Source organism: Natronomonas sp. (genome assembly GCF_028274965.1).
Lineage (GTDB): Archaea > Halobacteriota > Halobacteria > Halobacteriales > Haloarculaceae > Natronomonas.
This window is the reverse complement of sequence record NZ_JAQCNO010000057.1, coordinates 44,365-64,165: the sequence shown is the minus strand read 5'-3', so window position 1 is coordinate 64,165 and position 19,801 is coordinate 44,365. Positions and strand designations below refer to the sequence as shown.

The window sequence follows — 19,801 nt, the reverse complement described above, 5'->3', positions numbered from 1 at the left end:
TCGAGTTCGATGTCGAAGACGTCGATGTCGGCGAAGCGTTTGAAGAGGACGCCTTTGCCCTCCATGACGGGTTTGGAGGCTTGGGCGCCGATGTCGCCCAACCCGAGGACGGCCGAGCCGTTCGAGACCACCCCCACCATGTTGCCCTTGGCGGTGTAGGTGTAGGCGTCGGTGGGCGTCTCCGCGATTTCGGTGCAGGGTGCGGCGACGCCGGGGGAGTACGCGAGCGAGAGGTCTCGTTGTGTGTTGGTGGGTTTGGTGGTCGAGATTTCGAGTTTGCCGGGGGGTGTGCGCCGGTGGTACTCCAGCGAGTCTTCCTCAAGTCCCATGCACGTACCCCGTCCAGCGGCCTGAAAAATCTACCCACCTCGCCCGCTCCGGTCAGGCTTCCCGTTCCGAGTGGTATATACCGATCCGGGTCCGAACGTCGTTTATGCACCTCCGCCGGCTACTGCTCGCCACGACGGTCGTAACGGCGATCACCGCCGTCGTCGGCGTCGTCACCGCGGCCACCGGGTCCGGGCTGACCTGCGAGGCGCGGTGGCCGCTGTGTGACGGCGCCGTCTTCGGGCTCTTCCCGGCGAACCTGATGTCGTTCATCGAGTGGTCCCACCGCCTCGTTGCGATGGTCACCGGCTTCATGATACTCGGCTCGGCGGCCGCCGTCTGGCGGAGCGGCGGGCGCCGACGGACCCTGCTTGCGGTCCTTGCGGCGCTTCTCTTGACGCCGCTGCAGATCGTCTTCGGCGCCTTTACCGTCCTCGTCGAGGAGTTCGTGTTCGGCTACTCGATCCTCGTGTTGACGCTGCACTTCGGGCTCGCCTCGCTGATTTTGAGCCTCCTCATCGCCGCGACGGTGTGGGCCTACGCCGAGACGTCGCCGGTCTCGACGACCCGGATCCGTCAGGCCGGTACCGCCGCGCTGTTCGGGTTTCCGATCGCCGTTGCGCTCACCCCGCGACTGTTCTTCATCTTCGGGGAGCTCGCCCAGCTGCTCTACTACGGCGTCGGGTTCGGGATGTTCGCCGCGCTCGTCGTGATGTCCCTCTGGGGCCGGGAACTCGGCCTCCGTGCCGTGCCGACCGCGGGCGGCCTCGCGGGGCTTCTCGTCATCGGCCAACTCGTCCTCGCGAGGCGGGCGTTCGGCGACGCCGGACAGCTCGCGATCCTCGGCGTTTCGTTCGTGGCCTTCGGGCTGACGCTGGCGGCGGTCTGGCGCCTCCGGAACCTCGACTCGGCGCCGGTCGCCGTCCCGCCGCCGACCGACGACCAGGCTCTCGATTGACGCCGCGACCCCGCTCGCGCGGAACGCTCTCCTCGGCCGTGTCTCCCGTACCGCCCAACGCGTCCGTCGGGGCTCGGCCGACCCCCGACAAGAACTAAACGACACCGACCCGAACAGCGTTTCATGAGTGACGTACTCTCCGACGACGAGATCGACGCCGAACTCCCGGAGCACTGGACGCGCGAGGGCGACGAGATCGTCCGGACCTTCGAGTTCGACTCCTATCTCGAGGGCGTCGGGTTCGCCGCCGGTGCCGGCGGGCTCGCCGAGGAGGCCTTCCATCACCCCGAGTTGACGATCAACTGGCGGGAGGTCGAGGTCCGGCTGACGACCCACGACGCCGGCGGCGTCACGACGAAAGACATCGATCTCGCCGCCCGCTTCGACGAACTCGCCGACTAACGCAGCCTCGCCGGCCGACCGGCGGGCTCCGACCGACGCGCGGCGGCTCAGTCTCGAGTCGCGCGCACACGGACGAGCGCGCGGCCCTCGCCACCGGTTTAACGCTTCTGGCCGTATCGCCGTCCGGGCTCGCGTGGAGGGTTTTATCTCGGCCCGGTGAACACGCGCTAATGTCAGACGCGTCGCAGTCCGCGCTCGCCCAGTACGTTGATAACACGCCGAACGGGACGGAGATACCAGATGAGGCGTTCCACAAGCGACACCGTGGTATCCTCGCGTTCACCGCGGTCCTCGCGCCGATCGTGTTCGCAATCAGCCGCCTGACCGGCGTCCAGTCGGTCACCGGGGCCGAGCTTCCGGCGATACCGCTTTCGCACTCGATCGCCGGAACGGGACTCGTCGTGGGACTGTTGGTTCTGGGCGCGCTGCCGCAGCTGCCGCGGCGCGCCCGCTCGGCGCTCGCCGCAATCGCGTTTATGATGCTCGCATCCGTGTTGGCGTACTTCACCGGCGGCTTCATTGAGGCGCACTTTCTGTACTTCATCGGCGTCGGCGTCGTTGCGCTGTACGAGGACTGGGTGCCGTTCGTCCTCACAATCGGGTACGTCGGGGTACAACACAGCGTCTTCGGGCTCATCGAGTGGTTCACCGTCTACAACCACCAGGCGGCGATGGCGAACCCCATCGTGTGGGGCAGCATCCACGCGCTCGGCGTCCTGATGCTCGCGACGACCGTGACGTTTCTCTGGCAGTCGCTCGCCATCCAGCGACAGAAGACCCGCGAGCGCATCGAGGAGAAACTCGACGAGGTCGAGCGGGCAAAGCAAAACGCCGAGGACAAGCGGCGCGAGGCCGCCGAACAGAAAGAGGAGATGGCGGCGCTGAACAGCGAACTGAACGAGACGGCCGACGAGTACCGGGCGGTGATGACGGCGTGTGCCGACGGCGATCTGACGCGGCGACTCGACGACTCCGTCAATCACGACGCGATGCGAGACGTCGCGCGGGCGTTCAACGACATGATGGACGACGTCGAACGGACGGTCGACGACATCCAGACGTTCGCGACGACGGTCTGTGACGCCACGGAGAGCATCGCCGACCGCTCGACGGATATCAAGACGATGAGCACGGAGATCGAGACGTCGGTCTCCGACGTCGCGACGCGGGCCGAAGAGCAGGACGACCAGCTCCGAACCGTGACGGGCGAAATAAACGACATGTCGGCGACGATCGAGGAGATCGCCTCCTCCTCCGAGGAGGTCGCCGCCACGGCGAAAACCGCCGTCGAACGCGGAAACCGGGGCCGCGAGTACGCCGGCGACGCGACGGCGGAGATCGAGGCCATCGAGTCACAGGCCGAGGACGTCGCTGCGGGGATCGCGGCGCTAAACGACCGCATGGACGAGATCGGCGAGATCGTCGAACTGATCGGGAGCATCGCGGACCAGACCAACATCCTGGCGCTCAACGCATCGATCGAAGCCGCCAGCGCCGACGCGGACGGCGACGGGTTCGCCGTCGTCGCCGAGGAGGTGAAGTCGCTGGCCGGGGAGGCCGCCGACGCGACCGACGACATCGAGCGACGGATCGAGAACGTCCGGGACGTGACGGACGAAACCGCCGACAGCATCGAGGAGATGAACGCCCGCGTCGAAACGGGCGCCGAGACGATCGAGGAGACGATCGAGCTGTTCGACGACATCGTGACGGAGATCGAACAGGCCGAAAACGGCATCACCGAGATCAGCGCCGCGACCGACGATCAGGCCGCCTCCGCCGAGGAGATCGCCTCGATGGTCGACGACGTTTCGACGACGAGCCGAGAGACCGCCCGCGACACCGCCGACGTCGCCGACCGGACGACCGCTCAGGCCGAATCGCTCGGGGAGACGGTCACCGACGTCAAGGCACTCGCCGACGCGGCGGACGAACTCTCCGAGCAGGTCGCCGCCTTCGAGGCCGAACCGCGGGGCCGCACCGACGAGCGATCCCCACCGGCCGCCGCGGAGTCGCCCGATTCCGACCCCGCCCGGTCCGGACGCCCACCAGCCCGCAGCGACGGCGGTCGCGAGTAGATCGCCGCTCCCGCGGAGGGTCCGCCCGACGTTTCGGCGCGGTCGACCCGTCGCGGCCGGGCCATCGACCGAGCGTCCCCGCCTCCGCCTCTGCCTCCGTCTCCGGACCGACGGGCCGCTTCTCGGCCGGTCATAGACCCCCACGCGAACGTGGGGGAACGCTCAGACTGCTCGCGGCCGAACCGCCGGCGTGGCGAAACACGACACCGACCGCCTCGAGGACGGCGCGTCGCCAGACCGATCGCTCCCGGAACTCGCCGCGGTCCGACCGCGGGCGCGGACCGAAACCGGCGACCCGGCGGTCGAGATCCGCTTTTCGAACGGCGCGCGCATCCGGTATCGGGCCGCGGCCGACGGCGTCCGCGAAGCGTGGTTCGGCCCGAACGACGACGACCCCGCCCGGACGAACGTCGTCGAGGCCCCGGCGCTTCGGGGCGACGACGCCTCGGCGACCGACCGTCGATCGGACGACGGCCACGCCGGCCTGCGTCTCTCAGATCGCGCGCTCTGTGCGATCGGGTCGTACCTCTCCTTCGAGGGGCGGCGCCGGGCGTCGTTCGTCTGGGGCGAGCGGAACGTCTCCGTGCTGACCGGCGGGGGCGGGGCCGAGGCGGACTGAGCGCGGGTACGGGCGCGGGCCGGGACGCGAGCGGCCGCGGGGAGTAGAGTAGCGTGGAGAGCCGAGGGACCGACGGCTATTTGTCCCGGCCACCGCAGTGCTCGGTCATGAGCCTCCGAACGGCGGTCGCGGCCCCGTTTCGGGCCGACGGCAGCCGCAGGATGGGCGAGAGCGCCTTCGTCGTTGCGCTCTCGCTCGACCGCGATTGGTTCTCGCCCGACCAGGCCAAACGCCTCGTTGACGTGGCCGCAAGCGAAGGGTTACTCCGGCGTGTTGAGGGGGACCTCGAGGCGCAGTTCGACCCGGCGGAGACGTCCGTCCCGGAGGGGTTCCGACCCGACGAGTCGATCCTCCAGGAACGATCGACGTTCGAGCGCGTCCTCGGCGCCCTCGTCGAGGCCGGCGAGGACAAACAGTCAAGCGTCGCTGCGGTCAACGGCCTGCAGTCCGAACTCGGGGTGACGATCGAAGCGGCGGCGGTACTCTACGCGCACCGCCGGGGGATCGACGTCGCGGAGCACGCCCGCAGCGCGCGCTCGGAGTTGCGCTGATGGTCTGGGACGCGATCACCGACGGCAAGCGGATCGGCCAGCTTTTGGCCTCCGAGATCGACGGCCCGGACCGCGGCGTCTTGGGATCGCTCGACGTTCTCGAGGCCGATCCCGACGTCGAACCCGCGACGGGCGGCGCGTTCGCCTACCGCATCGTCGCCGGGGGTGACGAACGGACCGACGTCGGCGCCGCGTACGTCCACCCTGACCGGCTCCGCGTCGAGTTCGAAACCGGGGTTCGAACAGCCCTCGACGCTGCCGCGGAGGCCGGCCTCCGCGCCCGGCCGAAGGCGACCCAACCGCCCCGAACGCTCGTCTTCGTAGAGAGCGGCGCCGACGTCAAGCGGAGCTTACGCGTCTTCGAGGCCGTCCTCGAAGACGGCCCCGAGCAGACCGGGTAACCGCCCGATGTCGTCGCGGGGCACGGTCGCTTCGGCTGCCGGGTGCGCCGCCGGGCCTCCCGGATAGCGAACCTGCACGGGCGCGAATCCGGCGCCGGCCGCCCCCGCGATGTCCCGCTTGGGGTCGTCGCCGACGTAGGCCGCCCGCCCCGGATCGACACCGAGTTCGGCCGCGATCCGCGCGAAGCCCTCCCCGTCCGGTTTCGGCGCTCCGATCGCCCCGGTTATGAGGACGGCATCGAACGCGTCCGTCCACCCGAGCCGTTCGAGTTTGTCCCGTTGGGTCCTCCCGGGGCCGTCGGTCAACAGCCCGACTCGATAGCGCTCCCGGAGGGTCGCGACGAGGCGTTCGGCACCGTCGACCGGCCTCAGCGCCTCGCCGATCGCCTCGCGGTACGCCCGGGTGAGCGCGGGCGCGTCCTCGCCGACGAGCGCCTCGAAGACCGGCCGGCGGCTCTCGGTGCCGCTGTGTTCGCGGTGGGCCTCCCGGTAGGCGCTGCGATCGAACGACAGCGCGATCCCGGCCCGGTCGGCCGCGACCGACAGGAGCGTCTCGCGGTCGCGGTCGGTCACGGCGAGCGTGTCGTCGAGATCGAACACGACGGCGTGTGACACGATCGGTCGTACGGAGGCCGCGAATATATACCGACCGGGGCGAGCGGGCCGAAAGAGGATTACCGCCGCGGGGCGTACCGGTCCGTGCGCACCACTAGTCCCCGGCCGAGCAGCCCGTTCGGGTAGCGATGACCGCCCGGAGAACCCGGGTGCGCGATACGCCCGCCGCGGCGGCACTGTCGCCCCGGCGATCGCGGTACGGACCACCGACCGTCGGTCCGAACGGACCGACCGCCCGGCACGAGGGTTAGCCGACCGACCGCGGCACGCCGCCTGGGATGAGGTCGGACGTTAGTGTTCCGGGCGTACATTTCAAATAGCTTACTGGAATTATTTACAAATAATACGTATAGCATCGGCTACAATCTTTTGTCAAGTCGGTTTTCCCGAAGTAAGCTGGTATACTACTGTAAGGCTGGAAAACTGCTGCCGATGAAGAGCATAAAACGATGACTGCTGGGTTGCTTTTTCGCATGGTGATCGATTCGTATCGGAACCGAAATACGCTTCGTGGTATCAACATTTGCGATCCCCTGGGCCACAGACTGACGCGAGAGAGCATCCGGGGAAGCCTTTAGTACATCTAATACAAAACAGTACATACATATGCCAATCAGTGCTGATCGGTTCGAGGAGATCGATAACGACGAGGGACAACCAAGACCCGAGACGAATGCTGCCAGGATACTCGAATTTCTCGAAGAGCATGCACACGAGGCGTTCACTCAAACCGAGATCGCAGAGGCGACCAACGTCAAGCGTGGCTCGGTCGGACCGACGCTGGTGCGGCTTCGGGAACGCGGGCGAGTAGACCACAGAGGACAGTACTGGCGAATCAGTGATCACGATCGGAGCGTCGACGCTGCAACGATTCATGCGAGTGAAGTCGCAAGTCACGAAGAAGCACCGTTCGAGTACGACGAGTGGCAGCAGTACGCGGCCGATCCGCGTGAACAGCGTGAGTGACTCCTATCAGAAGGGGGATGTCTTCTGGGCTCCCGATCCCTTCAGACAGGGATTGAATCCTCGACTCTGGTTAATTCTGGCCGCAGAGCAGCTACCGTATCCCGGCGAGGAGTACGTTTGTGCTGCACTCACGACGAGCGACCTTCCGGCAAACCACGAGGTCGGAGATGCGTGGATTACAGGCCGAAACCCCGATAAGACATCATACTGTTCTCCATGGGTTATTGGAACGGTCAGACACCGTGCCGTAGCGAATCCACAGGGACGCATCACGACGGAGTTCACCGATCAAATAATCACTCAGAGTAAAGCGGTTCTTGACGGGTCTTGGAAGCTGTCGGAGTAGATCAGGACACCGTGTGCTCGACTCATTATACTTCCACCGAGCCTACTAGTAGATTCTCGCCCGGTAGTGTTCCGGGCGTATAATTCCGATCAAAGTGTATATGAGTGCAAAACTTGTATTTCTCTTATCACTCATAGTACCCAGATATGGACTGTTATTTTGGAAGGGGGAACAGTCCACTTGGGCCTCGTACTCCTCTTCGTATCGATCGCCATCGGATGCTTCGTCGCTGCCGTTTACGGATCACGGCTTCAAGGACGGGATACGCAACTCGGGCTCAGAGCCGTATTGGTAACGAACGGACTGTGGCTGACCTTCCAAGCACTTGGACTGTTTACGACAACTGAGAGCCTCAGTGCCGCACTGTATATCGGCGGCCTGATCTGGGGCCTCACTGGGGTCGGCGCATGGGTGTACTTCATCTCCGCCTACACCGGCCGATCGTATCACCGAGATCGACGCTACCGAAGACTCGCGGTCGGCGTCTATCTTGGTCTCATCACGGTCAAACTCACCAATCCGTTGTACGGCCTCTACGTTCAGACACAAATCCAGCCGGTTCCATACCCACATCTCGTCGTCGAACCGCAACTGTTCTATTGGATCTCGTTCACGCTCACCTACACACTCGTAGCGATCAGTTTCTACTGGCTGCTCGATGCTTTCCGCAGCTCCTCGCAGCCGACCGCGGGGCTCAGCGCGCTCGCAGTGCTTTCGCTGGTTCCGGTCGTTCCACGGGTAGCCTTCACGGTACTTCCAGCCGAGGCCTTCCCGCCTGTCTTCTTAGGGGTGAGTTTCGAGCCGGTCGGTGTCGCCGGCTTCACGCTTGCAATGTTGGTCTTCGTCGAGGACACGTTCCGGCGAGTCGAACGCTCTGCTCGATCAGAGGTCTTCGAGAAGGCTGATGATGCTATGTTCGTGTACGATCCCAACGGAGAACTCGTCGAAACCAACAGACAGGCCGACAGCCTCCAGTCGAATATCGGCATCAGGTGTCCAACCATCGAGGCCTTTGAGCAGACGTTCAAACCTGCCGATGAAGACGATGCGTCGAGCGTCGTCTCTATCGAAACCGACGGATCGACCCGGTACTTCGACATTACAATTAATCCGATGGGGATAGGGACCGAGAACGTTGGAACGGTCGCCGGGGTTCGGGATGTCACGGAGCGAAGGGAGCGGAAACGCGATATTGAATTGAAACAGCGAGCCATGGATGAGGCGACGGTCGGGATCACGATCAGCGACCCGGACACCGAGGATAACCCGCTGGTGTATGTGAACGACGGGTTCGTCGAGCAAACTGGCTACAGTCCCGACGAGGTACTCGGACGGAACTGTCGGTTCCTGCAAGGCGACGATAGGGACCAAGCCGAGCTTGACGACCTGCGGGAAGCAATCGCGGCCGAAGAGCCGATAACCGTCGAACTGCGTAACTACCGCAAGGACGGCGAACAGTTCTGGAACCGTCTCTCGGTGACACCGATCTACGACGAGGCCGGCGACTTGACCAACCACATCGGTATCCAGCAGGACGTGACCGAGCGGAAAGAACAGGGGCGCCAATTGCGAGCGGAACAGGAGCGGTTTGAGCTACTGACCGAGAGCGTCGAGGAATACGCTTTCATCGTGGTCGATGAAGACGGCGACATCCAGACGTGGAACGGGGGTGCAAGGAACCTCTTTGGCTACAAAGCCGAGACCGCCCTCGGGATGCCGATGGCTCACCTTCACCCTGAAGCTGACCGCCAGTCAGAGCTCCCAACCCGGTTGCTCCAGCAAGCCCGGATTGCCGGCGAAAGCAGCGATGAGGGCTGGCGCGTCCGTGCCGACGGCTCGGAGTTCTACGCCGACGTTCGCTACGCAGCGCTTGAAACCGACGACGGCGAGTTTCGGGGCCACGCGGCGATTGTTCGGGACATGACCGAAGAGCGACAACAGCGTCGTAGAACCGAGCGGTTCGTTGAGGAATCCGACGATGTCGTCTCGATACTCGATGCGGACGGAACGTTTGATTATATCAGCGGTTCCGCCGGTCACGTGCTCGGTCACGATCCCGATGCTCTGCTCGAAGAGAGCTTCTTTGATTACATACATCCCAGCGACCGGACGCGGGTCATGGAAGCGTTCTTCGACTGCGCCGAAGGTGTAGAGGGCGACATCGAGATCGATGGCCGGCTTGAGTCCGGTAGTAGCGAGTACTTAAACGTCAATATCAGGTGCCGCAACATGCGTGCCGATGATGCGATCGACGGGACGCTCCTGTATCTCCGTGACGTGACCGACAGCAAAAAGCGCACCCGGCGGCTGGAAGCGATCTTCAACGGCACGTTCCAGTTCACGGGACTGTTAGAGCCCGACTCGACAGTGATCGAGGTCAACGACGCCGCGCTCGAGTTCGGCGGGTTCGACCGCGAGGACGCTGTCGGAGAGCCGTTCTACGAAGCACCATGGTGGACACACTCCGAAGAAGTCAATACCCGTGTCCAGGACGCACTTGCGCGTGCAGCCGAAGGCGAGTTCATTCGCTATGAGACAGATGTCAAGGGTGCAGAGGGACTTGCGACGATCGATTTTTCCGTCAAGCCAGTGACTGACGAGGACGGCGATGTGACGCTGCTCATCGTGGAAGGGCGCGACATCACAGCCCAACGGCAACAAGGGCAACACCTGGATGTAATGCAGCGCGTGATGCGGCACAACATGCGAAACGATCTGAGCAAAGTCCGAGGATGGGCTGAGTTACTCGCCGAGGAGTCCGATCCCGACGAACGGGCTCGCCAATTCGAGACGATCGAACGCATTCTGAACAAGTGGGGGAGTATGACCGAGAACATAGAGCGAATCCAGGGCGCGATACAGTCACAGCGAGATGAGCAGGCTACCGTCGACGTGTCGGGACTCGTAGAGAAAGTAACAGAATCAAGCAAGGAGACGTTCCCGGAGGCTGTAATTGAGGCAGAGACCGCTGATATAGAGTCTGCACCGGTTCCAGCGGTGCTCGGTGAAGCGTTGCGGGAGTTGATCGAGAACGCTACCGAAGCGACCCCGGACGACGACTGCCGCGTTGAGATTCGGCTCTCTCGGCCCGACGATGATTGGGTTTCTGTTGACGTGCTCGATAACGGCCCCGGGATGCCCGAGATGGAAGCCGACGTGCTCGAAAACGGTGAAGAGACGCCGCTCAATCATGGAAAAGGGCTCGGTGTGTGGATGATACGGATGCTCGTCAAACAGGCCGGCGGTGATGTCTCTGTTGATGCGACCCCGGACGGGACGACGGTCAGTCTCATGATACCAGTCAGAGACGAAACTGCTACCAACGCGTACTCAACGACGTACTGAAGGTGACCCTGGAAATGGGTACGTTACCATGGGATCACAGCGAGAACGAGCCTCGGTTTCCCGGACTACTGACTGGTCATACGAGATCCGTATCGTATTCAGGAGTATGATGGCGACTGCGAGGAACTGTTCATCGGCGAACGGGTGCGAACTGTTGTTGACGATCAGCCACGGTCGCTGGCTGTCCTCACCTGATTTGAACGGATCGGAACTGCAACCACGTCGCCTCGTTCCGGTTGCATTTTTCAGTCCTTCTCGCTGGGATGTGGCTCGTCCGGAGCGGCCGCATCCCACTCGTCCGGGTCGATTCCCCCATCCTCGTCGTTGAGCTGCGCCGTCACAGCGTGGAGATCGTACGCATCCTGTACGGGTTCTAAATCTCTCGTGATCGCCCGGTACTCATGCTTATTCGTGCGGCGACGTGACGAACGCCGATACGGCTACCAGACATCTGCCGGTGTACGGCCCCGGCGGGTGCCGGTTCAGTGACGTCTTCCGGGTCGGCGCGCCGCTGCAGTTGCTTCTGACGGATAGCTAGCGGAAGCCTCGCCCGTTCTCCGGAGGAAATCAACGTCGTCACGACGACCGGACTGCTGTCCATCTGGGGCGTCTGATCGGCCGCGGTCGCCCCGAAAACGCTCCCCGATGCCGGTGAGTGAACATGTATTTTACCGTCGGGACCGTCGTCGAACCCGAGAATGGTCGCATCTGCTCTGCTCGTCGTTGGGATCGCGGTCGCCTGTTTCGTCGCGTACAACATCGGCGGAGCGACGACGGGTCCCGCGTTCGCCCCGGCGGTCGGAGCGAGCGTCATCACGAAGGTGATCGCAGCCGGGCTCATGTCGGTCTTCTTTTTCATCGGCGCGTGGACGATCGGCCGCCGCGTCGTCGACACGCTCGGTACGGAACTCGTGACCGACCCGGCCGTGTTCACGCTGCCGGCGAGCATCGTCGTCCTCTTTTTCATCGGCGGCGCGCTGTTCGTCGGCAACGTCTTCGGCGTCCCCGCCTCAACCTCGATGACCGCCGTGGGCTCAATCGCGGGGCTCGGGCTCGCCTCGGGGCAGTTGAACTGGGCTGTGCTCGGCGAGATCGTCTCGTGGTGGATCGTCGCCCCGATCCTCGGTTTTTGGGTCGCCGGGATGATCGGGCGGTACTTCTACGTGTACATCGACAGCCTGATCGCGATCAACCAGACCAACGGCCCGCTCGTCGAGTTCGACCGCAGCGGGGCCGTCCCCGTGCCGATCGCCGGCCCCGGCACGACGCGTCGGGAACTCGCGGGCTCGGGGATCGTCATCGGCATCGGCTGTATCATGGCCTTCAGCTCCGGGACGAGCAACGTCGCAAACGCCATCGCCCCGCTCGTCGGGAGCGGCCAACTGGAGATGAACACCGGCATCATCATCGCCTCGGTCGCGGTCGCGATCGGCGCGTTCACCATCGCGCGGCGGACGATGGAGACGCTCGGCAACGACATCACGCACCTCCCGCTGACCGCGGCGATCATCGTCGCGACGATCAGTTCGATCCTCGTCATCAGCCTCTCGCTGATCGGCGTCCCGGCGAGTTTCGTCGTCATCGCGACGATGTCGATCGTCGGGCTGGGCTGGGGGCGGGCGACCCGGACGACGACCGTCACGGAGGGCGTCCGCGGGGCCGAAACGCCGCGGGCGTCGGTGGGGGCGCTGACCGCCGACGAGGGCACCGCGACCGTCGGCGATCCGACCCTCTCCGAGCAGCCCGATCCCGAACCGATCGGCGAGGAGGACCCCGAGGAGGTGCCCGCGGCCTCGGAGCTTTTCAACCCCTCGACGACCGCCCGCGTCGTGATCATGCAGAACGTGGTGCCGATCGTTGCGACGTTCGGCTCGTACGCGACGTTTCTCGCCCTGTTCGCCCTCCGCTGATCGGCCCGCCCTCGCCCTCGCCCGCCCCGCCTCGCCCCCGAGACGCGCCGCGCACGCGCCGCCGTCGAAACTAAGACGGATGGGGGCCTACTCCGGACGTGTCGATCGATCCCGTACGCGGCGTCGGAACCGACTCCGAGACACGCTGTGTGCACTACGCGACCGAGAGCGACGTCGCCGCGCTCAGGTTCGGCTGCTGTGAGACGTACTACGCCTGCTTCGAGTGCCACGAGGCGATCGCCGAGCACCCGCCGGAGCCGTGGCCGACGGCGCGCCGCGGGGAGCCCTCCGTCCGCTGTGGGGTCTGCGGGGCCGAGATGACGGCGGCGACGTACACCTCGAGTGAGGCGTGCCCGGCGTGTGACGCCCCGTTCAACCCGGGGTGTGCCGAGCACTACCACCGCTACTTCGAGTGGATCGACCCGGACGACGGCGGGTGAGACCGCCGCGATCGGGCGGGTTTTCAACCGCGCCGCCCGACTGCGCCCATGGCACCAGAGGATCTCGCCTGGCGGACGCTCGGCTCCGAGACCGACTACACCTGCCCCGGGTTCGACGTCGTCCGGGACGACGTCGAGCTCCCCGACGGCACGGAAACCGACTTTCATTACGTCTCGGAACCGCCCTCGGTCGTCGTGTTGGCGTTCACCGACGGTGGCGAGGTCGTCGTCATCCGGGAGTGGCGACAGGCGGTCGACCGGGTGAACTTCGGGCTTCCGGCCGGCGGCCTCGAGGCCGACGACGAGGACGTCCGGGCGGCCGCGCGCCGGGAACTCCGCGAGGAGACGGGCTACGAGGCGGGCTCCGTCGAGCGGATCGCGACGTACGAGCCCTCGAACGGGCTTTTCGATTCGGTCTTTCATTACGTCGTCGCCCGGGGCTGTGAGCCGACGACCGATCAGGACCTCGACGACAACGAGTCGATCGCCGTCGGGACCGCGACGTTCGACGACCTCCGCGAGCGGGCGGTCGGCGGCGACCTCAGAGACGGTCGATCGGCGCTGGCCGTCCTGCAGTACGCGGCGCGAACGGACCGCTGAAACGGCCGCGCTCAGGCGTCGATCTCGACGGTCTCGATCTCGACGTCCTCGCTGGGCGCGTCGTTGCGGTCGGTCGGGAGCGATCCGATCTCCTCGACGACGTCCATCCCGTCGATCACCTGCCCGAAGACGGCGTGTTTGCCGTCGAGGTGCGGCTGTGCGGCCAGCGTGATGAAAAACTGGCTGCCGTTCGTGTCGGGCCCGGAGTTGGCCATCGAGAGGACCCCGGGGCCGTCGTGGCTCAACTCGTCGTGGAACTCGTCGGCGAACTGATAGCCCGGGCCGCCGCGGCCGGTCCCCGTTGGGTCCCCGCCCTGGATCATGAACTCGCCGATGACGCGGTGGAAGACGACGCCCTCGTACAGCGAGTCGCCGCGGAGTTCGCCGCTTTCGGGGTCCTCCCAGGTGTTCGTGTCGACGGCCGGATCGGCGCTTGCGGCCGGGTCGTGCTCGGCGAGGCCGAGGAAGTTCTCGACGGTCCGGGGGGCGCGCTCGGCGAACAGTTCGACGGTGATGTCGCCGTGGGTCGTCCGGAGCGTGACGGTCGGGTTCTCGGGGTTTTCGACGTCTCTGCCGTTGCTCATACGCCATCGTGGTCCGGCGCTCGCAAAAGACTGCCGACTCCCGGCGTCGCTCCGGCGCCGCCCGACCGCCGCCCCGCGTTGCGCCAGGCGTCCGCACGTCTATATATTTCTATATATCACTCAGAGTTGTGCATTGGGTACTGTATGCAACCGCTCGTTTACGTAGTTATCATAGCATCTTCTATATGCCGTCCTGGGAAACCGACGCGTGATGGCACCAAGCCACCCTGACAGGTTGACGCGGCGCAACGCGATCAAGGCAATCGGCGGCGCGGGGGCGATCGGCCTCGCCGGTTGTACGGAGACCGAAAGCGGGAACGGAAACGGGAACGGTGGCGGCAACGGCAACGGCGGCGGCAGCTCCGACGGCTCCGGTGACGGCAGCTCCGACGGGTCGGACGGAAGCGACAGCGGTTCGGACCAGCTCTCCGGCGAGATCAACATCGCCGGGTCGAGCACGGTCTTCCCGCTCATGACCGCGGTCGCCGAGGACTTCTCCGAGCAGAACCCCGAGGTCAGCATCGATGTCAGCTCAACCGGCTCGGGCGGTGGCTTCTCGAATTTCTTCTGCGTCGGCGAGACGGACTTCAACAACGCGAGCCGGCCGATACAGGAAGAGGAGATGAACCTCTGTTCGGAGAACGACGTCGAGTACGTCGAGTTGGTCGCTGCGACCGACGCCCTGACGATCGTCATCAACAACGACAACGATTTCGCAACAGAAATGACGGTGGACGAACTCTCCCAGATATGGCAGTCGGACGCGGCCGAAACCTGGGACGAGGTCCGCGACGAGTGGCCCAACGAGGAGATCGATCGCTACGGCGCCGCGGACACGTCGGGCACGTACGACTATTTCCTCGAGAACGTCATGGGCGAAGCGGGCCACACGGACGACTACCAGGCGACCGAACAGGACAACACGATCGCACAGGGCGTCGCGGGCAGCGAGTTCGCGATCGGCTACTTCGGGTTCGCCTACTGGTTCCAGAACCAAGACCAGATCACGCCGGTGGCGGTCGACAACGGCGACGGCCCGGTCGAGCCGAGCCTCAAAACGGCCTCTTCGGGCGAGTACCAGCCGCTCTCGCGGCCGCTTTTCACCTACCCCTCGATCTCCTCGCTCGCCGAGGAACACATCGCCGAGTTCGCCCGGTACTTCGTCGACCAGACCGACAACGAGGAACTCGTTGCCGGGGACGTCGGGTACGTCCCGGCGACCCAGGAGACCAAGGAAGAACAGATGCAGACACTCGAAGACGCGATCGAACAGGCACAGGGCTAACCCGATCGATGTCCCGGCACCGAACCCGTCGGTCGGACGCGCGGCGCGGCCCGATCGCCCGACCGGAGGGCCGAACCGGCCCGCCCGTCCAACGGGGTGAGACCTCGTGAGCGACGGTGCCGGGACCCCCGACCTCCAGCGACCGAGCAGCCTCACGCGGATCAAGGAGTCGGGGTACGGCGGCGTCTTCGTCGCCTGTGCGGCCGTGACGCTTCTGACGACGATCGCGATCTTCGCGACGCTGCTTTCGGACGCGCTGTTTTTCTTCTCGGAGGTGCCGATAACCGAGTTCCTGTCCGGAACGGAGTGGAGCCCGAACCCGCGCGGCGGCGGGCTCTCCTTCGGTATCGTCCCGCTCGTCATCGGGACGCTCACCGTGACGATCACGGCGGCGTTCGTCGCGCTGCCGATCGGGACGCTCACCGCGATCTACCTCAGCGAGTACGCCACCCCGCGCGTGCGATCGATCCTGAAACCGATGCTCGAGATACTGGCCGGCGTGCCGACGGTCGTCTACGGCTACTTCGCGTTGGTGTACATCACGCCGGCGCTGCAGGCGACGCTGTTCCCGGAGATGCGGACGTTCAACGCGCTGTCGGCGTCGCTCATGATCGGGATCATGACGATCCCGATGGTGTCCTCGATCAGCGAGGACGCGATGAGCGCCGTCCCCGACTCGCTGCGGCAGGCGGGCTACGGGCTCGGCGCGACGAAATACGAGGTCTCGACGGGGATCGTCGTCCCCGCGTCGCTTTCCGGTATCGCCTCGTCGTACATCCTCGCCATCTCGCGGGCGATCGGCGAGACGATGATCGTCGTCGTCGCGATGGGCGCACAGGCCAACATGCCCGAGGTCCGATCGGCGCTGTTCGGGATCCCCTACATCCACCCGGCCGAGGTGCTTTTCGACTCCGGGATGACGATCACCGTCTCGATGGTTCAGATCGCCGGCGGCGACCTCGTCGGCGGGACGCTGCCGTACGACGCGATGTTCGCCCTCGGGCTGACGCTTTTCGTCATCACGCTCATCATGAACGTTCTCAGTGACATCATCGCCGAACGGTACCGGGAGGCGTACTGAATGGCGGTCGATCGCGAACGCGCCGGAGCGGGCTTCGGCGAGGTCAGCCGGGTGAAAGGCGTCGCCTTCCGGTACGTCTCCTTCGGCGCGTCGATCGTCGGTCTCGTCGCGCTCGCGACGCTTCTGGTGTACGTGTTCATCGACGCGTTCGACCTCGCCAACACCAACCCGGTGTGGCTGCTCGTGTACTTCCTGACGCTCGTCGTCCCCTTCATCGGGTTCTGTCTCTACAGCGCCGGCGACCGGGCGTTGACCCGACGGACGGCGCTCGTGCTCGGCGGCGGACTCGTGGCGACCGCCGTCGCCTTCGAGGCGATCGAACTCCTGATCACCCCGATCCCGCGGCTCACGTGGCAACTCGCGTACCTGTTCGTCGTCGTGGCCCCCGTCGTCTCCTACGTCGTCTTCGTCGGCGCACAGAAGCCGGTCGGCGCGACCGGGTTCGGTCTGCTCGGTCGCACCCTCGGCGGCGCCGTCCTCGGGACCGCCGTTGCGATACTGTTCATCGTCCTCGACATGCGGCTGTGGTTTTTGGTGTTCACGCTCGGCGTCGTCCCCGCCGGGGCGGCGCGGGCCTACGGCCGCTATCGGGGATCGGGCCGCGCACTCGGCCTCTCGATCCCGGTCGGGGTCCTCGGGGCCGTCGCCGCCGTCTTCCTGCGCGACGTCCTCCGGACGTACCCGACGCCGCCGTTCATTTTCATCTGGACGTTCGGCGCCCCGATCGCGCTTGCCGCGGGCCTGTTCGTCCTCAACCGGGGCGGCACCCGGCGCTCGGCCGCCGCGGTCGGCGGCGTCTCCCTCGCGGCCGCCGCGGTCGGAACGGTGACCGGCTCCTCGGCGCTTCCGGAGGGATCGGCCGTCCTGGTGTTCGCCGCCGCAGCGGCCCCGCTGGCGATCCATCTACACGGCGTCCTCGACGCCGAGAAGGGACGGGTCGGGCTGGTCCTTCCGGTGATTTTGGGCGGCGGCGTCCTCCTCGGAGCCGCCCTCGTCGGGGCGTTCGGGATCCCCGGCCCGGACCCGTGGCTCGATCCCGGCTACCTCACGGAAGCCCCCTCCCGGACCGCCGTCGAAGCCGGGCTCTACCCGGCGATCGTCGGCTCGGTCATCATCATCGCGCTGGTCGCGGTGCTCTCCTTTGTCCTCGGCGTCGGCGCCGCCGTCTTCCTCGAGGAGTACACCGCCGACACCGGCGTCGTCGGCGCGATCGCCCGCATCATCCAGATCAACATCGCGAACCTGGCCGCCGTCCCCTCGGTCGTCTACGGGCTGCTCGGGCTCGGGCTGTTCGCGAACCTGCTCGGGTTCGGGTTCGGAACGGCCGTGACGGCCGCGCTGACGCTTTCGCTTCTGATCCTCCCGATCACGGTCATCTCGGCCCAGGAGGCCATCCGCGCGGTCCCGGACGAGCTCAGACAGGGCTCGTACGCGATGGGGGCGACCCGCTGGCAGACGACGAAGAAGGTCGTCCTCCCGGAGGCGATGCCGGGGATCCTGACGGGGACCATCCTGGCGCTGGGGCGGGCGATCGGCGAGACCGCGCCGCTCATCATGATCGGCGCGGCGACGACCGTCTTCAGCGCGCCAAGCAACGTCTGGAGCCGCTTCAGCGCGATGCCGATGCAGATCTACGCCTGGGCCAACTTTCCGCAGGCGGAGTTCCGGTACGGCGTCGTCGCCGCCGGCGTCGTGACGCTTTTGATCGTGCTGCTCAGTATGAACACAACGGCGATCATCGTCCGGAACAAGCTCGAACGGGACTCATAACATGTCACAGAACCAACAATCAGGCGACGAGGCCAGCGCGGAGTCGGAGTCGCTGATAACGACCGACGTACAGCCAGCCGAAACGAACCGGCGGAGCCGGTCGGCCACGATACTCGAGACGCGGGACCTCAGCGTGTACTACGGCGACGACCGCGCGCTCACCGACGTGTCGATCGAGATCCCGGAACACAGCGTCACGGCGCTGATCGGGCCCTCGGGCTGTGGGAAATCGACGTTCCTGCGGTGTCTCAACCGGATGAACGACCTCATCGACGCCTGTCGGGTCGAGGGGGAGGTCACGCTCCGGGGCAAGAACGTCTACGACGAGGACGTCGATCCGGTCGCGCTCCGCCGACAGATCGGACAGGTGTTCCAAAAGCCCAACCCGTTCCCGAAGTCGATCCGGGACAACGTCACCTACGGCCTGGAGGTCCAGGGCAAATCCGCGACCGACGAGGACGTCGAGCGGGCGCTGAAGGGGGCGGCGCTGTGGGACGAGGTGAAGGATCAACTCGGCTCCTCGGGGCTGGATCTCTCGGGGGGCCAACAACAGCGGCTCTGTATCGCCCGGGCGATCGCGCCCGACCCCGAGGTGATCCTCATGGACGAGCCGACCTCTGCGCTCGACCCCGTCGCCGCCTCGAAGATCGAGGACCTGATCGACGACCTTGCAGAGGAGTACACGGTCGTCATCGTCACCCACAACATGCAACAGGCCGCCCGGATCTCCGATCGGACCGCCGTGTTCCTGACCGGCGGCGAACTCGTCGAGTACGACGACACGGCGACGATCTTCGAGGACCCCGCCGACGACCGCGTCGAGGACTACATCACCGGCAAGTTCGGATAGCCATGGCGCGCACCGAGTACCAAGAGCAACTGGACGAGCTCCGATCGAACGTCGTCGCCATGGGCGAGTTGGTGATCGACCGGTACGACGCGGCGCTGACGGCGCTCGAAGCGAAAAACGAGTCGCTCGCCCGCGAGGTTATCGAGGGCGACGGCGACGTCAACGAGTCCTATCTCGCCCTCGAGGGCGACTGTATCGATCTCTTTGCGCTCCAACAGCCCGTCGCGAGCGACCTCCGGTTCGTCGCCTCGTCGTTCAAGATCATCACCGACTTAGAACGGATCGCCGATCTCGCGGTCAACGTCGCCGAGTACGCCATCGCCGCCGAGCGCGAGCGGTACCCGGAGATCGACCTCGCGCACATCGGCACGGAGACCGGGGCGATGCTCGCCGAGGCGGTGGCCGCATACGAGGCCGGCGACGCCGAACTCGCCGCCGAGATCGCGGACCGCGACGACGCGGTCGATCGGCTCTGTTCGGACGCGAGCAACGCCATCGTCGAGGACCTGATCCGGACGGAGTACGACGACGACCCGGCCGAGCTGATGGACGACGTCTCGCGGCTGCTGTTGACCGTCCGGGACCTCGAACGGGTCGGCGACCACGCGGTGAACGTCTGCGCCAGGACCGTCTACATGACCGACCACGACACGGAGTTGCTCTACTGACGCCG

18 protein-coding genes and 1 pseudogene are annotated in these 19,801 nt (G+C 65.5%); 16 read left to right on the top strand and 3 right to left on the bottom strand.

From position 1 onward, the window contains the following. A pseudogene (locus tag Q0916_RS09335) lies at window positions 1-329 on the bottom strand (NADP-dependent malic enzyme); the annotation flags it as partial. A 104-nt stretch (window positions 330-433) separates the two neighbouring features. Between Q0916_RS09335 and Q0916_RS09330 the strand changes: the two are divergent. The 6 genes from Q0916_RS09330 to Q0916_RS09305 all read left to right on the top strand — a co-directional run bounded on the left by Q0916_RS09330 (window position 434) and on the right by Q0916_RS09305 (window position 5,336). Beyond that, window positions 434-1,285 (top strand): COX15/CtaA family protein, encoded by an 852-nt coding sequence (locus Q0916_RS09330; RefSeq protein ID WP_299236869.1) that lies wholly within the window; start codon window positions 434-436, stop codon window positions 1,283-1,285. A 123-nt stretch (window positions 1,286-1,408) separates the two neighbouring features. Then, window positions 1,409-1,687, top strand: coding sequence for a 4a-hydroxytetrahydrobiopterin dehydratase (locus Q0916_RS09325; RefSeq protein ID WP_299236867.1), 279 nt, complete (start codon window positions 1,409-1,411; stop codon window positions 1,685-1,687). 170 nt (window positions 1,688-1,857) lie between these two features. Continuing rightward, complete coding sequence (locus tag Q0916_RS09320; RefSeq protein ID WP_299236865.1) at window positions 1,858-3,765, top strand: methyl-accepting chemotaxis protein; 1,908 nt, start codon at window positions 1,858-1,860, stop codon at window positions 3,763-3,765. Between the two features lie 190 nt (window positions 3,766-3,955). Next, entirely contained in the window at window positions 3,956-4,384 is a 429-nt protein-coding gene (locus Q0916_RS09315; RefSeq protein ID WP_299236863.1) for a hypothetical protein, read from the top strand. A 107-nt stretch (window positions 4,385-4,491) separates the two neighbouring features. After that, the gene (locus Q0916_RS09310) at window positions 4,492-4,935 is read left to right on the top strand and encodes a DUF2240 family protein (RefSeq protein ID WP_299236861.1); all 444 of its coding nucleotides are present in this window, start codon (window positions 4,492-4,494) and stop codon (window positions 4,933-4,935) included. Next, window positions 4,935-5,336 (top strand): hypothetical protein, encoded by a 402-nt coding sequence (locus Q0916_RS09305; protein WP_299236859.1) that lies wholly within the window; start codon window positions 4,935-4,937, stop codon window positions 5,334-5,336. The genes Q0916_RS09310 and Q0916_RS09305 overlap by 1 nt, the downstream gene beginning before the upstream one ends. On the opposite strand, the gene Q0916_RS09300 is transcribed toward Q0916_RS09305, so the two are convergent. After that, window positions 5,286-5,951, bottom strand: coding sequence for an HAD family hydrolase (locus Q0916_RS09300; RefSeq protein WP_299236857.1), 666 nt, complete (start codon window positions 5,949-5,951; stop codon window positions 5,286-5,288). The two genes, Q0916_RS09305 and Q0916_RS09300, sit on opposite strands and share 51 nt — an antisense overlap. Window positions 5,952-6,557: 606 nt before the next feature. Between Q0916_RS09300 and Q0916_RS09295 the strand changes: the two genes are divergently transcribed. The 5 genes from Q0916_RS09295 to Q0916_RS09275 all read left to right on the top strand — a co-directional run bounded on the left by Q0916_RS09295 (window position 6,558) and on the right by Q0916_RS09275 (window position 13,558). Then, a complete protein-coding gene (locus tag Q0916_RS09295; protein WP_299236855.1) occupies window positions 6,558-6,917 on the top strand; it encodes a MarR family transcriptional regulator in 360 nt (119 codons plus the stop codon). A gap of 526 nt (window positions 6,918-7,443) precedes the next feature. After that, window positions 7,444-10,608: a PAS domain S-box protein gene (locus Q0916_RS09290; RefSeq protein ID WP_299236854.1), complete on the top strand. Its 3,165-nt coding sequence runs from the start codon at window positions 7,444-7,446 to the stop codon at window positions 10,606-10,608. 698 nt (window positions 10,609-11,306) lie between these two features. Then, the gene (locus Q0916_RS09285) at window positions 11,307-12,518 is read left to right on the top strand and encodes an inorganic phosphate transporter (protein ID WP_299236852.1); all 1,212 of its coding nucleotides are present in this window, start codon (window positions 11,307-11,309) and stop codon (window positions 12,516-12,518) included. Between the two features lie 149 nt (window positions 12,519-12,667). Further along, the gene (locus Q0916_RS09280) at window positions 12,668-12,958 is read left to right on the top strand and encodes a CHY zinc finger protein (RefSeq protein WP_299236851.1); all 291 of its coding nucleotides are present in this window, start codon (window positions 12,668-12,670) and stop codon (window positions 12,956-12,958) included. Window positions 12,959-13,006: 48 nt separating this feature from the next. Further along, a complete protein-coding gene (locus Q0916_RS09275; RefSeq protein WP_299236849.1) occupies window positions 13,007-13,558 on the top strand; it encodes an NUDIX hydrolase in 552 nt (183 codons plus the stop codon). Between the two features lie 11 nt (window positions 13,559-13,569). Here Q0916_RS09275 and Q0916_RS09270 read toward each other — a convergent pair whose 3' ends face one another. Beyond that, complete coding sequence (locus Q0916_RS09270; protein ID WP_299236848.1) at window positions 13,570-14,142, bottom strand: peptidylprolyl isomerase; 573 nt, start codon at window positions 14,140-14,142, stop codon at window positions 13,570-13,572. A 211-nt stretch (window positions 14,143-14,353) separates the two neighbouring features. On the opposite strand from Q0916_RS09270, the gene Q0916_RS09265 reads away from it, so the two are divergent. The 5 genes from Q0916_RS09265 (at window position 14,354) to phoU (ending at window position 19,796) form a co-directional block, all read left to right on the top strand. Then, complete coding sequence (locus tag Q0916_RS09265; RefSeq protein WP_299236847.1) at window positions 14,354-15,427, top strand: PstS family phosphate ABC transporter substrate-binding protein; 1,074 nt, start codon at window positions 14,354-14,356, stop codon at window positions 15,425-15,427. 106 nt (window positions 15,428-15,533) lie between these two features. After that, window positions 15,534-16,508, top strand: coding sequence for a phosphate ABC transporter permease subunit PstC (gene pstC, locus Q0916_RS09260; RefSeq protein ID WP_299236845.1), 975 nt, complete (start codon window positions 15,534-15,536; stop codon window positions 16,506-16,508). Next, window positions 16,509-18,278 (top strand): phosphate ABC transporter permease PstA, encoded by a 1,770-nt coding sequence (pstA, locus tag Q0916_RS09255; RefSeq protein WP_299236844.1) that lies wholly within the window; start codon window positions 16,509-16,511, stop codon window positions 18,276-18,278. Between the two features lies 1 nt (window position 18,279). Further along, window positions 18,280-19,128, top strand: a complete 849-nt coding sequence (gene pstB, locus Q0916_RS09250; RefSeq protein ID WP_299236843.1) for a phosphate ABC transporter ATP-binding protein PstB — start codon at window positions 18,280-18,282, stop codon at window positions 19,126-19,128. 2 nt (window positions 19,129-19,130) lie between these two features. Further along, the gene (phoU, locus tag Q0916_RS09245; RefSeq protein ID WP_299236841.1) at window positions 19,131-19,796 is read left to right on the top strand and encodes a phosphate signaling complex protein PhoU; all 666 of its coding nucleotides are present in this window, start codon (window positions 19,131-19,133) and stop codon (window positions 19,794-19,796) included. Window positions 19,797-19,801: the final 5 nt, after the last annotated feature.

Excerpts from the sequence above, each read along its gene's own strand:
- Q0916_RS09330 (WP_299236869.1), top strand. The coding sequence starts at position 434 with ATGCACCTCCGCCGGCTACTGCTCGCCACGACGGTCGTAACGGCGATC.
- Q0916_RS09325 (WP_299236867.1), top strand. The coding sequence starts at position 1,409 with ATGAGTGACGTACTCTCCGACGACGAGATCGACGCCGAACTCCCGGAG.
- Q0916_RS09320 (WP_299236865.1), top strand. The coding sequence starts at position 1,858 with ATGTCAGACGCGTCGCAGTCCGCGCTCGCCCAGTACGTTGATAACACG.
- Q0916_RS09310 (WP_299236861.1), top strand. The coding sequence starts at position 4,492 with ATGAGCCTCCGAACGGCGGTCGCGGCCCCGTTTCGGGCCGACGGCAGC.
- Q0916_RS09305 (WP_299236859.1), top strand. The coding sequence starts at position 4,935 with ATGGTCTGGGACGCGATCACCGACGGCAAGCGGATCGGCCAGCTTTTG.
- Q0916_RS09295 (WP_299236855.1), top strand. The coding sequence starts at position 6,558 with ATGCCAATCAGTGCTGATCGGTTCGAGGAGATCGATAACGACGAGGGA.
- Q0916_RS09285 (WP_299236852.1), top strand. The coding sequence starts at position 11,307 with ATGGTCGCATCTGCTCTGCTCGTCGTTGGGATCGCGGTCGCCTGTTTC.
- Q0916_RS09275 (WP_299236849.1), top strand. The coding sequence starts at position 13,007 with ATGGCACCAGAGGATCTCGCCTGGCGGACGCTCGGCTCCGAGACCGAC.
- Q0916_RS09270 (WP_299236848.1), bottom strand. The coding sequence starts at position 14,142 with ATGAGCAACGGCAGAGACGTCGAAAACCCCGAGAACCCGACCGTCACG.
- Q0916_RS09265 (WP_299236847.1), top strand. The coding sequence starts at position 14,354 with ATGGCACCAAGCCACCCTGACAGGTTGACGCGGCGCAACGCGATCAAG.
- pstA (WP_299236844.1), top strand. The coding sequence starts at position 16,509 with ATGGCGGTCGATCGCGAACGCGCCGGAGCGGGCTTCGGCGAGGTCAGC.
- pstB (WP_299236843.1), top strand. The coding sequence starts at position 18,280 with ATGTCACAGAACCAACAATCAGGCGACGAGGCCAGCGCGGAGTCGGAG.
- phoU (WP_299236841.1), top strand. The coding sequence starts at position 19,131 with ATGGCGCGCACCGAGTACCAAGAGCAACTGGACGAGCTCCGATCGAAC.